Below are 15,986 nucleotides of genomic sequence, written 5' to 3'. Positions count from 1 at the left end.
CCGCGTCCGCTCCCACCCGACCTCGCCACCATCCACGTCGGCAGCGTATCCACACGAACCCACCACCAAGCCCCGCCGTCCAGCCCCACGGGCCGGCGTCGATACCGCGTTCGCACCGGGCAACGGACCGGGGCCGGGGGCAGTCGGTGGTCGTGGCGGTTGGGCGGTCAGGTGGGGTGGGGGGTCGGGCGGAGGTCGAGGCGGCGGAGGAGTTGGGCGTTGAGGGCCACGACGACGGTGGACAGGCTCATCAGGATGGCGCCGACTTCCATCGGCAGGACCACGCCCGCCCAGGCCAGGACGCCCGCGGCCAGCGGCACCGTGACGATGTTGTAGCCCGCGGCCCAGGCCAGGTTCTGTCGCATCTTGCGGTAGACGGCCGTGGACAGGCGACGGACCCCCAACACCGCGCGCGGGTCGTCCGAGGCCAGCACCACGCCCGCCGACTGGACGGCGACGTCGGTACCCGCGCCGATCGCGATGCCGACGTCGGCGCGGGCCAACGCCGGAGCATCGTTGACGCCGTCGCCGACCATGGCCACCCGCAGGCCGCGGGACTGGAGTTCGGCGACCTTGGCGTCCTTGTCGCCGGGCAGTACCTCGGCGAAGATCTCGTCCACCCCGAGGTCGCGCCCGACCCACTCGGCCACCTGCCGGGCGTCCCCGGTGAGCATCCCGACGCGCACCCCCGCCGCGTGCAACTCGTGGACCGCGGAGCGGGATTCGGGACGAATCTCGTCCTCCAGCGTGAGTGCCCCGGCGACCTCGTCGTCGGCCAGCACGTACAGCACCGCCGCGCCGTGTCCGACCCAGTCCCCGACCGCCGCCGACAGCCCCTCGGGCACTCGGACGCCCGCCTCGCGCAACAGCGCCGGCCCGCCGACCCGCACCCGGGTGCCGGCCACATCCGCCTCGACGCCCCGGCCCGTCATCGATCGGAACCCGCTCGCCGCGACCGGCCTGCCGCGCTCCTCGGCCGCCCGCACGATCGCCCGGGCCAGCGGGTGTTCGCTCTCCCGCTCGGCCGCGCCCGCGAGCAGCAGCACCCTCGTCTCGTCCCGGCCGGGCGCCGCCGCGACACCGGTCACCGCCGGCGCGCCGCGCGTGAGGGTGCCGGTCTTGTCGAACAGCACGACGTCGACGTTGCGCATCCGCTCCAGCGCGATGCGATCCTTGATCAGGATGCCCTGTCGCGCGGACAACTCCGTCGAGATCGCGATCACCAGCGGGATGGCCAGCCCGAGCGCGTGCGGGCAGGCGATCACCAGGACCGTGACGGTCCGTTCGATCGCCGATCCGCCCTCGCCGAGCAGGGACCACACCACCAGGGTCAGGACCGCGGCGCCGGCCGCGTAGTAGAACAGCAGCGCCGCCGCCCGGTCCGCCAACGCCTGGGCCCGGGAGCGGGATTGTTGCGCCTCGCCGACCAGCCGCCGGATGCCCGCGAGTTGGGTGCCCTCCCCGGTCGCGGTCACCGTCACCCGCACTGCGCTGTCCACCGCGACCGTGCCGGCCACGACGGTGGCACCCGTGCCGCGCGCCACCGGTCGGGACTCGCCGGTGATCATCGACTCGTCGAACTCGGCCGCACCGTCCGTGATCGTGCCGTCCGCCGGGACACGTGCCCCGGAACGCACCAGGACGGTATCGCCGGTCGCCAACGCGGCCACCGGGATCTGCTCGAACCCGCCGTCCGGACGCACCCGTTCCGCCTCGTCCGGAAGCAGCGCGGCGAGTGCGTCCAGCGCCCCCGAGGCGGCGCCGAGGGCACGCATCTCCAGCCAGTGGCCGAGCAGCATGATGTCGACCAGCAGGACCAGTTCCCACCAGAAGTCCAGTTCCTGCGACGCGAGTTCGAGGGTGGATGCCCACGAGGCGACGAACGCGACGGTGATCGCCATCGCGATCAGCGTCATCATCCCCGGTTGCCGCGCGGCCAGTTCGTCGCGTGCGCCGGTCAGGAACGGCCACCCGCCGTAACCGAACACGAGTGTGCCGAGCAGCGGCGGGATCCAGGACGAGCCCGTGAACGACGGCTCGTGATAGCCGAGCAGGTCCGCGAGCATCGGACTCAGCACGAGCACCGGGACGGAGAGCAGCAGGCTCAGCACGAACCTGTCGCGGAACATCTCGGCGTGACCGGCGTGACCTTGGTGCTCGCCATGCCCGCCATGCCCGCCATGCCCACCGTGCCTGCCGTGACCTGCATGGTCACCGCGCCCTGCCCGCCCGGCGGCCTCCGCGGAGCCCTCGTGCCCGGCATGATCCGGGCGATCCGAATGATCCGTACCGCCCGCCGGCTCCGGATGGCCCGAGTGTTCGTCCCGCCCGATCCGGCCGTGCTCCATCCCGTTCCCTTCCTCGTCCGCCGTCGACTCTTCATCTATACCACCCAGGGGTATGGATAACCTTCGATCGACCCGCGCTCATTCCTTGCGATTCCGGCAGAACCATCCGCATCTCGGGCCGGCGGCGGTATAACCAGAGACCATCCCCCTCTCCTCCGGGAGGCCAAAATGGTGCGTCAGCCACGATCCCGCAGCGTCGACTGGCTGTGGTGGGCGACCTCGTCGGGCGAACTGCAACCCTTCCTGGACCATCCGGATCACGATCAGCAGGAGATAGCCCGGGAGAAGTCGGCGGTCGCGGTGCAACTTGCCCGCCTCGGTGACCCACTCGTGGACTGTCTCGCGGCAATCGCCCCGGACGTCCTCGCCGACGCCCTGTGGCGATTGCCCAACCCCACCCGGACCGACACCCTGCGCGCGTTGCGCGTACCGCCCGCCCGCCGACCGACTCCCGCGATCGCCGAACACGCGCTCAAGCGGCTGCGCAAGCAGACCCCGAGCGTGCGCGGCTACACCGCGCAGGTGGTCACCCTGCCCGTGTTGCGCGTGCTGCTGCCCGCGACTTTGGACACCGACTCGGGCGCGCTGGACGGCGAGATCCTGGAAAGCCTGAAGGCCACGACCTTCCCGCCCGATCTGATCCGGCTCACCGCGGTCGCCGACTGGGGATTCAGTTGCCAGGCCGCCGCGCTGCTGCGGCTCGCGCTGACCGAGGCCGACCTCGCCCTGCCCGGCTGGCCCGCCGACATCATCACGGACGTGGTGGCCGCATGTCGCCGATTCGAGGCGTTCTGCCGGGACCGGATGTGCGGCGCCGGCGAGCCCCCGTCGCCGCTGCGCTCGCTCGACGACGCCCTCGGCCGGGCCCGGGCCGCCGCCGACGCGGTGACCGCGGCAGTCGCCGCCGGCCGCGCTCCGGAGGAGGCCGACCTGACCATGCTCGGCCTCGTCGGCCCGGCCGTGGCCGAGGCACGCGCGGCGGTCGGCGCGCTGGTCGAGGTCGAACCGGACACCCTGCCCGAGGACCGGCCGGGGCTGGCCGACGCGATCACCGCACACGAGACCGCGGTGCATGCCCGCGAACTGGCCGGCGTGGACCGCTTCCGGCACCTCGACGGCCCGCCGGCGCACGCCACCGCGATCGGCGAACTCCGCGAGCTGGCCGCCGACCTGAGCACCCGTCACGAGAACTGGGAACCGGCCGACCGCCGCCGGGTACTGGCCCTGGCCGACCTCGGCGGGCTGATCGACGCGATCGCGGCCGACCGGGACGACGGGGTGGACGAGTTGGCCGAGACGATCCGCCCGCACCTACCGGACCCGACGATCGTCAACGCCGCGTTACGTGGCCGGCTGTCCTGGGACGAGGCGCCGACCTCGTCCGCCGCGGCGGACGCGGCGACCGCGCCCGAGGACTCGGCACGGGCGACGTCCCCCGGAGCCGACTCGGACGCGGCCCCGGGCTCCGATACCGACACCGGCCCGACCCCGGCGCCCGACACGCGGCCCGCCGACGCCGACGAGGCATCGGCTGCGGAAGAAGACGGCCCCACGGAGGACGACGACCCGGGGAAGGCCACGCCAAACCACGCGGACGCCGAAGACTCCACGGACTCCACGAAGGCCGCCGCCGAGGAGCGCACTCCCGAGGCACCGGCCGATCCCGAGCCCGCGGCGCTGATCGGCGAGTTGATCGGCCGGGGCGACTACGCCTCGGCGGCACAGGCCATGTCGCCCGACGCGCCGGAACGCATATCCGCGCTGCGCGCCCTGGCCTATGCCGACGGCGCACGCTCGGACACCGGCGCCGTCGCCGTGTCGCTGCGCGAGGAACTCGACGAGATGGCGATGGGCGAGCCCAGCCACGACCGGGCGACCCAACTGCTGACGGTCGCCGCCGCGGCGCGCGCCGCCGTACTGTGCGGGCACAGCACGTACGGCCTGCTCCAGGAGGCCGCCGCCGGCCTGGGCGACCTGCCCGCGGTGGCCGGCCTGGCGCGCCACATCGCCACCGGCTCCGCGCAGGGGCTGCTCGGCGGCACCCGCAACCTCGGTGCGCTCGAGGCGCTCGCCGAGGCCGAGGCGGGCGCCGCGACGTGTGCGGCGGACGCCGCCGAGGCACTGCTGCACCCGCGCCACCTGCGCTTCCCACGGGCCACCTCGATCGCCCAACTGTGGTGGCGGCCCGAGGACGGCCTGCTCGGCCGACTGCTGCGACTGGCCGCCGGCAACGAGCGTCGCGATCTGGACGAGGTCGCCGAGGCGCTGCGCCGACTCAACAAGCACCACGAGTTGGAGAACCGACTCTCCGCGATCGACGAGGAGTTCCGCAACGGCAAGGGCCACCGCCTGGAAGGACCGGCCAGGCGTCGACTGCTCGAATACGCCCGCGAGTCGCTGGGCACCGTGAGCCGCTGGGTGGACGCCATGCGCCGGGTCGCCGAAACCGAGGCGGAGGCCGAGTCCTGGATCGCCGGTCCGCTGACCGACCTGCGGCACACCCTGCTGGCCGACCGCCCCGAAGCCGAACGCGAACTCGCCGAGCTCGCCGCCCACACCGGCGATCCCCTCACCGCCGGCGCCGCCCGAGCCGCCGCCGCGAGCCTGTCCGCAACCCTGGACCTCCTCGACGGCCACCTTCTGACCGGCCCCGAACCCACCCCCGAAGCCCTCATCGCCAACACCCCGGACCCGAACCCCGACAACACCTGACCCACACCGCGCCACGCCGTACGGCGGCGCTGATCGGCGGACCGCGAAAAGCACGAAACACAACGACACGACGCGGTGTGCGCGGCGGACGGAAGGAGGCGGCGCGGACCGCGCGGCGGGGCGGGGCGGGCCGATCCGGCGCGCGGCACGGCACCGGCAGCCGGCGGCCCGGATCGCCGAGGCGGCGGCGGCCCCGGACACAGCGTGGCGTGGTGCGCGTGCGCCCGGCCGTGCACCGCGATCGGCCCGACCCGGCCCGATCGTCGGTCGGCGGCGACCATCGGTTCGAGCACCCGGGTGGCCGGGTCACGGCCGTGGCGGGCGCTCTACGGGACCTCTTCCTCCGGGATGATGTGCATCGCCGCCTCCTCGGCCCCCGCCGCGCCGCCGTCGATGCCGACGTCGTGGGCGATCGCCTCGGATTCGGTGTCCTCGTGTGCGCCCTCGTCGTCGGCGACCAGCCGGCCGGCCCGCGGGTCGGGGCCGCCCTCCCACTCGTCGGAGATCACATCGTCGTAGGCGACGTCCGGCTCCTCCTCGGCCAACAACTGGTCGAGCGACTCGCCCCGTCGCTCCTCCTCCGGCGTGTTGCCGTATCGCTCGGCCGCCGACCAGCGGTCCGGCGGCACGATCCCGGTGTCCAGCGGGTCGTACGACAGGTCGTCGGTCGACAGCGTGTCCTCGGGGCCGAGCACACCGTCGTCGCCCGGCGTGTCCGGGGAGTCTTCGGTCGGGTCCGAAGTGTCGTCGCTCATCGCCTGCCGCCTTCCGCTGAAGTGCAAGTGCTCGTGTCGTGCGTCCAGGGCTCGACCCTGTGCCTCGCGACCCGAGTGACTCTGCCCAGCGCCGGCCGGTTCATTCGGAGCCGTCCGGCGGCCTTCCCACCTGGCAGCATGTCCGGGTGCCGGACAAACGAGTACCCGTCGCCGCCGCCCTGACCTGCCTGCTGATCGCCGCGACCGCATGCGGCGCCGGTCACGACGAGCCCGACCGGATCAAGGGCAACCGCACCGCGGAGCCGACCGAGGTCGCCGACGTCCGCCCCGAGCCCGCCGTGACCGTCGACTGCCTGCACACGATCGGCACATACCCCGCACCCACGAGCGCGAGCACCGTGTTCCTCGGCGACGTCGCATTGGAGACCGGTCGCAGGCTCCAGACCGCCGAGGCAGGCACCGGTGACCGGCACCCACTGTTCGCCAAGGCCGGCCTGATGGTGCGCAACGGCGCGGCGGTCGACATCGAGGTGCTGCCGGCCGCCGGCAACGGCACGTCCATCGGTTGGGGCAACGGCCTGCCCTCCGCGAGCTCCGTCCGCGTACCGGGCTGCACCACCGGCTCCACCGAGGACTCCTGGGCGGCCTTCCCCGGCGGCTACCACGTGGACCGGCCCGGCTGCGTCACGCTGGTCGTGCGCTCGCGCGGGTTGCAGACGAAAGTGCACATCCCGGTGGGTGCCGACTGCTGACCCGAGTACTCGGCCGACCCACCCGCGGCGCATCCGACCGGTTGGAGACGCGACCCCCGCCGCTGGGCGCACGGCCGGCGAAACCGCTCGTTCCGTCGGTGTAGACACCTCCACCCGTCTCATGCCTGAGGCTGATTTTTCCTGACGGATTTGGACGATCTTTGATCGCCGGCGCAGGGTGGGTCCAGGGGGCCAGGGAAGGAAGACCCGGTCCTACAGGGCCGGGGAGGGAGCGGACGGAATGCACGAGGCGCAGACACGCGAGACCAGCCGCCACGATTGGCAGACGCTGCACACCGGTACCCGGGAATCGGCGGCCCGGGCGCTGCGCGCGGATCTGGTCCACGCCGGCGTGGCCGAGGCCGACCTGAGCCGACGGGTGACCGAGGCCTGGGCCGGGTCCGTGGTGACCGTGCCGAGCACCGGCCGGCAGTTCCGGGTCACCCGGGTCGGCGTCCCCGCGCCGACCATCTCGATCACCGAACCGCAACGCACCGACGCGGAACAGGCCCTGCTCAACCGCTGACCGGGCCCGACCGCATCAGTCGCCACGAACCGGGGCGACTCGACCCGCCGAACGAACCACCCGCCCGCGGGCGTCGAAGCCGGGCGAGGCGGGACCTTCCACCGACCCCCCGCGCCGTGCTGTGCTGTCGGCCATGGTCGACGAAACCACATACCCCACGGTTCCGCACCGGCACCGAGGCGTCCCCGCCCACGAGGCGGAAGCCCGCAGCCGAGCCTTCCACGACGTGATGGCCCAGCGCCGCACCGTCCGCGACTTCTCCTCCCGGCCGATCCCCGACAACGTGGTCGACTGGGCGATCCGTACCGCCGGCACCGCGCCCAGCGGCGCCAACGTGCAGCCCTGGCGCTTCGTCGTGCTCAGCGACCCCGAGCGCAAACGACACCTGCGCGAGGCCGCCGAGAAGGAGGAGCGCGAGTTCTACGAGCACCGCGCGTCCGCCGAATGGCTCGAAGCCCTCGCGCCGATCGGCACCGACTGGCGCAAGCCCTTCCTGGAGGAGGCGCCGGTCGTGATCGTCGTGTTCGAGGTGCACAAGGGCCCGGACTCGCCCCGCCCGTACTACACCAAGGAGTCGGTCGGCATCGCCGTCGGCCTCCTGCTCGCCTCGCTGCACCAGGCCGGCCTGGCCACGCTGACCCACACGCCGAGTCCGATGCGCTTCCTCAACGAGGTGTGCGACCGCCCGCAGGAGGAGCGCGCCGCCTACGTCATCCCGGTCGGCTACCCGGCCGAGGACGCACGGGTCCCCGACATCCGGCGCAAGCCACTGGAGCAGGTCGTCATCCGGCTCTGAACGCACCGCCACGAACGCCGGACGGGCGGACACACGACGCCCGTCCGGCACCGAGGGCCGGCTCGCGCCACCCGAACACCTGCGCCGAAGCCCTTCCCTCTGCGATCCTGAACCGGCACGTCCGGATCCGCATCAGCCGTACGTACGGGGGGCGTTGATGAGTGTCGTCGCCGGAAAGATCATCGACGAGTCGATCGTGATCGCCGCCGATTCCCAGGTGACCTGGGGTCAGGCCAAGACCGAGGGCACCAAGCTGTACAAGATCGGCGAGGGCCTGATCTTCGGCGGTGCCGGACTGCTGCGCGACATCAACCTGATGCGCCTGTTCCTGGACACGCACACACCCGCGTCCGCCGAGGAACGCGACATCCTGGAGTTCTACGCCGAGTTCGTCGAGTGGGGCAAACGCAAGCTGTCCAGCTTCGAGCCCAAGTCGGAGTTCATGTTCGCGTTCGACGGCAAGCTGTTCGAGACGAGCAACGACTTCGACGTCTTCTACTACGACTACGGCGCGATCGGCTCCGGGTGGGAGTACGCACGTGCCGCGCTGCACCTGGGGCACACCCCCACCCAGGCGGTCGGCGTCGCGTGCGACCTGACCATCTTCTGCATGCCGCCGGTCACCGAGTACCGCATACCGCGCCATCCGCAGCCGTCGCCGGGCCGTGATCACGAAGCCATCTGAAAGCGCTCCTTCGTCGGGCCCGCCGCAATCCGGAGCTAACCCTGTGTTTACGTGGACTCTCGTAAGCTCTCTGGTATGTCCGAACAGCCCATTCCGGCGGACCTGATCGCGTTGCAGCGGGCCCGGGACGCCGCCTACGAGGCCATCGCCCGGCACGCGGGGCAGCTGACCGAAGAGGAGCATGCCCGGCTGTGGGCCCGAGCCCGCGACGCGGTCGAGGCGCTGCACGCACACCCGGCGATGACCGCCGGCGGCGACCGCGCCGACCTGGTGACCCGCCTGCGTATGGCCGCCCAGGCCGCCTGAGCGAGACGCCGAGGCCCCACGGCCCCAACGCGGCGCCGCCGACCCGGCTCGGCCCGGCCGGCCCTTCGACGACCGATGTCGCGCGCCCGACACAAAGCGTCCGATATCGGCGGACTTGACCAGAAAACACCCCGGGGCGAAGCCGTCGAGCCCACCTGAAGGCGCGCCGAAAGCGGCTGATCCGCCTCGCACCGAAAACGCCGCACCCGCCCCCGCGCCGAAAACGCCGCCGGCCGCGGCACGAACCCCGAAGGGTCCGCACCACGGCCGGCGGTGAAGCGCAGGAGAGAGCCGGCGGCTCAGATCCCCGCGGCAGCCTTGAGCGCGTCCACCCGGTCGGTCCGCTCCCACGTGAAGTCGGGCAGGTCCCGGCCGAAGTGGCCGTACGCCGCGGTCTGCGCGTAGATCGGGCGGAGCAGGTCCAGGTCCCGGATGATCGCGGCCGGGCGCAGGTCGAACACGGTGCCCACGGCGGCCTGGATGGTCTCCACCGGCACCGCCTCGGTGCCGAACGTCTCCACGAACAGGCCGACCGGCGCGGCCTTGCCGATCGCGTACGCGACCTGCACCTCGCACCGGCGGGCGAGCCCGGCGGCCACCACGTTCTTGGCCACCCAGCGCATCGCGTACGCGGCGGAGCGGTCCACCTTCGACGGGTCCTTGCCGGAGAACGCGCCGCCACCGTGCCGGGCCATGCCGCCGTAGGTGTCGATGATGATCTTGCGACCGGTCAACCCGGCGTCGCCCATCGGGCCGCCGATCTCGAACCGGCCGGTCGGGTTGACCAGGAGACGGTAACCCTCGGTCTCGATGCCCAGGCCGGCCAGCTCCGGCTCCACCACGTACTCGCGGATGTCCGGTGCGAGCAGCGAGTCCAGGTCGATGTCGGCCGCGTGCTGCGAGGAGACCACGACCGTGTCGAGGCGGATCGGACGGTCGCCGTCGTACTCGATGGTGACCTGGGTCTTTCCGTCCGGGCGCAGGTAAGGGATGGTGCCGTTCTTGCGTACGTCCGCCAGGCGCTTGGCCAGCCGGTGGGCGAGCGTGATCGGCAGCGGCATCAGCTCGGGCGTGTCGTCGCACGCGTAGCCGAACATCAGGCCCTGGTCGCCCGCACCCTGGCGGTCCAGCTCGTCCTCGTCACCGTCGACCCGGTTCTCGTACGCCGTGTCGACGCCCTGCGCGATGTCGGCCGACTGCGCGCCGATGGACACCGAGACGCCACACGAGGCACCGTCGAAGCCCTTCTTCGAGCTGTCGTAGCCGATCTCCAGGACCCGCTCGCGCACGATCGTGGGGATGTCGGCGTAGCCCTGGGTCGTGACCTCGCCGGCCACGTGCACCTGCCCGGTCGTGATCAGCGTCTCGACGGCGACCCGACTCTTGGGGTCTTCCTTGAGGAGCGCATCCAGGATGGAATCGCTGATCTGGTCGGCGATCTTGTCCGGGTGACCTTCGGTCACGGACTCGGAGGTGAACAGACGGCGGGACACATCGCTCCCTGGGGTTGCAGCGGCTGCTGGCTGGCAGGTGGACCCGGACCGTCGGGACAGGTCGGGACGGGCGGGTCCACCGAATACTGGGGCCGAGTTTATCCCCCCGACCCCCGCCGGGGGACGGGGTGTCCCAAGACATGGACGGCGTGGCGTTGCTCACTTTGTGTGAACCTGCCGCGATCGGGCGTTCGAATCGACCGACGAATCAGTCGAAACGGGGCACCGGAATCAGGCGAAACGAGGCACGACGAGATCCCACACCACGTCCGCCAGGTCCTCCTTCGGACCGTGCGGAACCGGGGTTTCGCTCCCGTCGGCGGCCAGCACGATCGCCTCGTTCACGTCGGTGCCGAAGGTCAGTTCCTCGCCCACCCGGTTGACCACGAGCAGGTCGCAGCCCTTGCGGGCGAGCTTGGCGCGGCCGTTCTCGAGCACGTTGTCGGTCTCCGCGGCGAAGCCGACCACGACCTGGCCGGGCCGGAGCCGGTCGCGGGCCAGTTCGGCGAGGATGTCCGGGTTCTTGACCAGCGCGATCGGCTCCGGTTCCGCGTCGGTCTTCTTGATCTTGCCGTCGACCCGGGTCGCCGGGCGGAAGTCCGCGACGGCCGCGGCCATCACCACGCAGTCCGCGTTCTCCGCCGCCTTGACCACCGCCTCGCGCAGCTCCAGCGCGGTGCCCACGTGCAGCACGTCGGCCCCGGCCGGGTCCGGCAGGCCGGTGTTGGCCTCGATCAGGGTGACCCGGGCGCCCCGGGCGATCGCGGTGCGGGCGAGCGCGTAGCCCTGCTTGCCGGACGAGCGGTTGCCGAGGAAGCGGACCGGGTCCAGCGGCTCGCGGGTGCCGCCGGCGGTGACCACCACGTGCCGGCCGGCCAGATCCGGCACGGTCACCCCGCGTACGAGGGTGCGCCGGACCACCTGGAAGATCTGCTCCGGGTCGGGCAGCCGGCCCTTGCCGGTGTCCTTGCCGGTCAGCCGACCCACCGCCGGCTCGATCACGATCGCGCCGCGGCGGCGCAGCGTCGCGACGTTCTCCACCGTGGCCGGGTGCTCCCACATCTCGGTGTGCATGGCCGGGGCGAAGATCACCGGACATCGCGCGGTGAGCAGTGTGTTGGTGAGCAGGTCGTCGGCGAGTCCGTGGGCGGCCTTGGCGAGCATGTCGGCGGTCGCCGGGGCGACCACGACGACGTCCGCGTTCTGGCCGATCCGTACGTGCGGGACCTCGTGCACCGCGTCCCACACCCCGGTGGCCACCGGTTGCCCGGACAGCGCCGACCACGTGGCCGCGCCGACGAAGTTGAGTGCGGACGCGGTCGGCACGACCCGCACCTCGTGCCCGGACTCGGTCAACGTGCGCAGCAGTTCGCACGCCTTGTACGCGGCGATGCCGCCGGCGACGCCGAGCACGACACGGGGTCGGGATCCGGTACTCATCGCTGCTCCTGGTCCTCGTGGCGACCGGCCCGTGTTCCGACCGGCACGGCGAGCCTACGACACCGTCCGCGACGGCTCGATCTCGTGTCGGCCGGGCGCTCGTTGCCGACGGCCCGGCTGCGCCGTCGTCGCCGGCGACCTGACCGGGCCGCCGCTGCGGGCGGGATCTGAGTACGAGTACGGATGTCCCCTCCCGCCCGCGCTGCCAGCATCGGGAGCCGGGAGTCCATCGGGGGAGATGACGTCGATGTTGAACGAGTGGCTGCTGGACGACGCGACGCGGTGTCCGGGCTGTGCGCAGCAACTCCGCATGCCGCGCACCGAGCGCTGCCACGGGTGCGCGATCCGACTGACCGGCCCGCAGGCCGACCGGTTGTGGCAGATCGGCGTATCGGCGGCTCGGCTTCTGCGGCAGCGCGAGGCTCTGCTCGAGCACATGCGCGTGGAGGCGCGCCAAGCGCTCACCCGCCCGGCCGTGCCACCGCCGGCCCCGACGCCGACGGCCGCCCCCGCGGCGGCTCCGGCACCGGTGCCGGCGACCGCGTCCGCTCCCGCCCGCCCGCCGGCCGCCCGGGTTCGCGAGATGGCCGAGGTCGGGCGGCGTCGGGTCGCCCGGATCGTGCTGGGCGCGGGCGTGCTGCTCGTGGTGCTGGCCGCGGTCGTGTTCGTCGCGGTCACCTGGAACCGCACCGGCACCGGCGGCCGGGCCCTGGTGATGGCGCTCGCGCTGGTGTTGTGCGCGGCGGGCACCACGCTCGCCGAGCGGCGCGAACTGCCCGCCACCGCCGAGGCGATGGCCGCGCTCACGGTCGCCATGGGCCTGCTCGACGGCTACGCGGCGTGGGCCGCCGACCTGGCCGGCGTGCGCGACGGAAGCGCGATGCTGGTCGGCGCGGCCACCCTGCTCGCGGTCGGTGGCGCGGCGGCGCTGGGCTCGGTGGTGGCGCCGCTGCGGGCATTGCGGATCTCGGCGGCGCTGCTGCTCCAGGGTCCGCTGCCGCTGGTGATCGCCTGGTTCGGGGTGGGCCGCGCATCGCTGCTGCCGCTCGCGATCGGGCTCGGCCTCCAGGCGGCCGTGGACGTCGTGCTGCTGCGCCGGATCTACGCCGAGGCCGCGCGCGGGTTGCGGATCGTCGCCGAGGTCGGCGTGCTCTGCTACTGGCTGACCGCGGTCGTCCTGACCTTCGCCGAGGGCGCGAGCGGCGCGTCGGCGGGCACCATGCTCGCCCTCGCCGCGATCGCCGGCGGGATCGCGTTCGTCCTGCGCCGGGCTCCCGTGGTGCGGCACCTGGCGTCCGCAAGCGCGATGGCGGGCTCGCTCGCGGCCACGGCCCTGCTGCTCGCCACCCGGCCCGCGGGCGAGGAGTCGGATCTGCCGATCGCCTGGGCGGGCGTGGGCCTGCTGCTGGTGGTCCTGGTCGCGATGGCACCGCTGTTCGCGGTGCCGCGCGGCTTCCGGGCCGGGCCGCTCGCGGTCCTCGTGCCGCTGACGGTGGCGCCCGCGTTCTGGGTGGTCGCGACGCCCGCGGTGGCGCTGGCCGGTCCGCTGTCCTGGCCCCGGCGGGCCTGGAGCCTGGGCTCGGCCGATACCGGCAGCCGGGACGCGATCATGGCGGGCTCCGACTGGGACTTCGGCCTGGCGCCGCTCGTGCTGCTGCCGGCGGCGGCGCTCGTCGCGCTGACCGGCGTCACCCTGCTGCGCGGCCGACCGGGACGTACGCCCGTCCTGGTGACCGCCGCGGTCGCCGCCGAGGGGCTGTTCGTGGTGCTGCCGCCGGCCCTGGATCTACCGCTGTGGGCGGCACTCGGCTGGCACCTGGTGGCGGCCGTCGGCTGGGGCTGCGCCTGGCGGGTACGGCCGTGGTTGCCGCTCCTCGGTCCGGCGCACGGCGCGCTGGCCCTGGCGTGGGCGACGGCGCACCCGCTGACCTCGATCGTGGTCTGGGCGATCGCAGCAGCGGGCCTGACCATCACCGCCGTCCTGTCGCCGGGACGTCCCGCGTCCGCGCCGAACTCGGCAACCGCCCCGGGGCACACCACGACGGCCGACGCTCACGTGCCGGTACAAAACACCGCCGATGCCTCCGAATCGGTCGAAGAGTCGATCGCCCCGCCGATCAGGAAGGTCGCCGCAGCTCCCGGCGGCCTGACCGACAAGACCACGAGTGCCCCGGACGACCGGGGCGGCTCGACCCCCCGACCGCACGACGCCGACACCGAGGGCGACACCGACTCCGACGCCGATGCCGGCACCGACGACGACGCGACCGACCACCCGGAGCGCCCCACTCCGCTCCCACTTCCCCACCTGATCCGATCGCGCGCAGCCGCACTCGCGCTCGCCCTCGCCGGCGTCGACGTGGCGATGACCGCGGCGCACGCGGGTGCCTCGACGACGATGGTCGGGTTCGTCCCGGCCCTGCTCTTCGCCCTGGTCACCCTGATCGCCCTGGCGCTGCGCCCCACCGCCCCGACCACCCGCGCCCTGACCCTGGTCGGCGCCACCGGCTGGGCGGTCGGCAGCCTTGCCACGGCCGGTGACACCCCGGTCCCGCTCGCCGTGACCCTCGCCGCGGCCCTGACGGTGAGCCTGGTAGGCACCGTCCGCGACCTGCCCGGCATCCGGCCGGCGTGGGCCGGGGCAGCCGCCCTGTGGTGGGTGGGCACCGTCGCGGCCGGCGCGCACGCCTTCGGTGCGGATCGGCCCGGCACCGTGCTCGCCGCCGTGATCGCCGCGGCCCTGCTGTTCCCGCTCGCCATCGCCTGCGCCGGCCGGCCCGGCATGGCCGTCGCGCTGGAGGGCACGGGGGCCGCAACCCTGCTCGGCACACTTCTGGTCGGCCGGGAGACCTCGCCCGTCGTATTCGCGATCGCGGCGGCGGCCACCCTGTGCGGCGCGTTGTTCGGCCGCACGATGTTGCGACCCGGGTGGGCGCCCGCGACCGCGGTGCTGCTGTACGCCACGACGGCGGCCACGCTGTACCGGCTCGACGTCGGCGTGTCCGGCCAGGCGGTGGCCGGCGCGTGTGCGGCGGCGATCCTGCTGGTGGTCGCCACGTACCTGCACGACCTGCCGATGGCCGCGATCATGATCGAAGCGGTCGCCGTATTCGCGGCGGCCGTCTCGATCGCCCGGTCCGACGGCCTGCTACCGGTCGCACTCGCCGTCGTCACCGCCGGCACGCTGCACAGCGCGCTTCGCGGGCACGGCGAGACCCGGCCGGTCTGGGCGCCCGCCACCGTCGTGCTGTGCACCGCGACGGTGGCGGCGACGCTGTACCGCCTCGACGCGACGGACACCGTGTCCGCGTTGGCCGCGGTCGGCACGGCCGCCCTGTCGTACATCGCCGTCGCCCGACTCCCCCGCCCCGCCCCGGCGGCCACACTCGCCGCCGCGGCGTGCGTGCTCGTCGCCGGCACCGCAACCGCCGCCGTGGCTCCCGAACAGATCTGGCTCGTCCTGGCCTGGGCCGGCGTCGCCGCGGCGACCACCCCGGCCGGACCGCTGCGCACGCCGGCCCGACTCGCCGCCCTGCCGCTGCTGTTCGCCGCGTACTGGCTCCGGCTGGCGTTGTCCGACGTCACCCACCCGGAGGCGTACACGATCCCACTCGGCCTGGTCCTGCTGGTCGAGGGCATGCTCCGCCGGCGGGCCCACCCGGACACCGACTCGTGGGCCGCGTACGGCGGGCCGCTCGCGGTGCTGCTGCTGCCCTCGCTCCCGCTCGCGGTGAGCCAGGGCGAGCCGATCCGGCCGAGCCTGCTGGGCGCGGCGGCGATCGTCACGCTCCTGGTCGGTGCCCGCTTCCGGCTCCAGGCGCCGCTGTTCCTGGGCGCGACGGTGCTGGCCACGGTCGGGCTGGTGCACCTGCTGCCGCACCTGGCCCCGGTCTACGACGCGGTGCCGCGCTGGGCCGTCCTCGGCACGGCGGGTCTGCTCCTGATCGTGATCGGCGCCGGCTACGAACGCCGCCTGCGCGACCTCAAGCGCCTGCGCCGCGCGGTCGGACGACTCGGCTAGAACCACCCCGGCACACCGCATACCGAAGCATCCACAACAACCGGGTCAACCGAAATCGACCGGAACAACCCGCATGATCCGAGCAATTCGAGGAGCCCTGACAAGCCCGAACAACCCGAGCAACCCGAACAACCGCCGACTCTCCCGGCGCGGTCGGTCGAAAGCCCACCGCGCCGACCGGCAGCCCGCCG

The 15,986-nt window shown here is 73.3% G+C and carries 12 protein-coding genes; 8 read left to right on the top strand and 4 right to left on the bottom strand.

What is annotated here, in order from left to right:
* Window positions 1-167: 167 nt before the first annotated feature.
* On the bottom strand, window positions 168-2,129 hold the full coding sequence (locus ACIBM5_RS23415) for a copper-translocating P-type ATPase (protein ID WP_396008594.1): 1,962 nt from the start codon (window positions 2,127-2,129) through the stop codon (window positions 168-170).
* A gap of 6 nt (window positions 2,130-2,135) precedes the next feature.
* Here ACIBM5_RS23415 and ACIBM5_RS23410 point away from each other — a divergent pair, with 6 nt between their 5' ends.
* The gene (locus tag ACIBM5_RS23410) at window positions 2,136-2,408 is read left to right on the top strand and encodes a hypothetical protein (protein WP_396008593.1); all 273 of its coding nucleotides are present in this window, start codon (window positions 2,136-2,138) and stop codon (window positions 2,406-2,408) included.
* 108 nt (window positions 2,409-2,516) lie between these two features.
* The gene (locus ACIBM5_RS23405) at window positions 2,517-5,060 is read left to right on the top strand and encodes a hypothetical protein (RefSeq protein WP_396008592.1); all 2,544 of its coding nucleotides are present in this window, start codon (window positions 2,517-2,519) and stop codon (window positions 5,058-5,060) included.
* A 326-nt stretch (window positions 5,061-5,386) separates the two neighbouring features.
* On the opposite strand, the gene ACIBM5_RS23400 is transcribed toward ACIBM5_RS23405, so the two are convergent.
* The gene (locus tag ACIBM5_RS23400; protein WP_396008591.1) at window positions 5,387-5,815 is read right to left on the bottom strand and encodes a DUF5709 domain-containing protein; all 429 of its coding nucleotides are present in this window, start codon (window positions 5,813-5,815) and stop codon (window positions 5,387-5,389) included.
* 146 nt (window positions 5,816-5,961) lie between these two features.
* On the opposite strand from ACIBM5_RS23400, the gene ACIBM5_RS23395 reads away from it, so the two are divergent.
* From ACIBM5_RS23395 to ACIBM5_RS23375, 5 genes are all read left to right on the top strand, one after another.
* Window positions 5,962-6,528: a hypothetical protein gene (locus ACIBM5_RS23395; RefSeq protein WP_396008590.1), complete on the top strand. Its 567-nt coding sequence runs from the start codon at window positions 5,962-5,964 to the stop codon at window positions 6,526-6,528.
* A 241-nt stretch (window positions 6,529-6,769) separates the two neighbouring features.
* On the top strand, window positions 6,770-7,054 hold the full coding sequence (locus ACIBM5_RS23390) for a hypothetical protein (protein WP_396008589.1): 285 nt from the start codon (window positions 6,770-6,772) through the stop codon (window positions 7,052-7,054).
* 133 nt (window positions 7,055-7,187) lie between these two features.
* Window positions 7,188-7,850: a nitroreductase family protein gene (locus tag ACIBM5_RS23385; protein WP_396008588.1), complete on the top strand. Its 663-nt coding sequence runs from the start codon at window positions 7,188-7,190 to the stop codon at window positions 7,848-7,850.
* 157 nt (window positions 7,851-8,007) lie between these two features.
* Window positions 8,008-8,535: a hypothetical protein gene (locus tag ACIBM5_RS23380; RefSeq protein ID WP_391587517.1), complete on the top strand. Its 528-nt coding sequence runs from the start codon at window positions 8,008-8,010 to the stop codon at window positions 8,533-8,535.
* A gap of 75 nt (window positions 8,536-8,610) precedes the next feature.
* Complete coding sequence (locus ACIBM5_RS23375; protein WP_391587518.1) at window positions 8,611-8,841, top strand: hypothetical protein; 231 nt, start codon at window positions 8,611-8,613, stop codon at window positions 8,839-8,841.
* A gap of 299 nt (window positions 8,842-9,140) precedes the next feature.
* Here the strand turns inward: ACIBM5_RS23375 and metK are convergent, their stop codons facing one another.
* Entirely contained in the window at window positions 9,141-10,334 is a 1,194-nt protein-coding gene (metK, locus tag ACIBM5_RS23370) for a methionine adenosyltransferase (RefSeq protein WP_391587519.1), read from the bottom strand.
* 231 nt (window positions 10,335-10,565) lie between these two features.
* Window positions 10,566-11,774, bottom strand: coding sequence for a bifunctional phosphopantothenoylcysteine decarboxylase/phosphopantothenate--cysteine ligase CoaBC (coaBC, locus tag ACIBM5_RS23365; RefSeq protein ID WP_396008587.1), 1,209 nt, complete (start codon window positions 11,772-11,774; stop codon window positions 10,566-10,568).
* Between the two features lie 247 nt (window positions 11,775-12,021).
* Between coaBC and ACIBM5_RS23360 the strand changes: the two genes are divergently transcribed.
* Window positions 12,022-15,795 (top strand): SCO7613 C-terminal domain-containing membrane protein, encoded by a 3,774-nt coding sequence (locus ACIBM5_RS23360; protein WP_396008586.1) that lies wholly within the window; start codon window positions 12,022-12,024, stop codon window positions 15,793-15,795.
* Window positions 15,796-15,986: the final 191 nt, after the last annotated feature.

The sequence above is a fragment of the Embleya sp. NPDC050493 genome (assembly GCF_044458105.1).
GTDB lineage: Bacteria > Actinomycetota > Actinomycetes > Streptomycetales > Streptomycetaceae > Embleya.
This window is presented reverse-complemented; position numbering and strand designations above follow the sequence as displayed.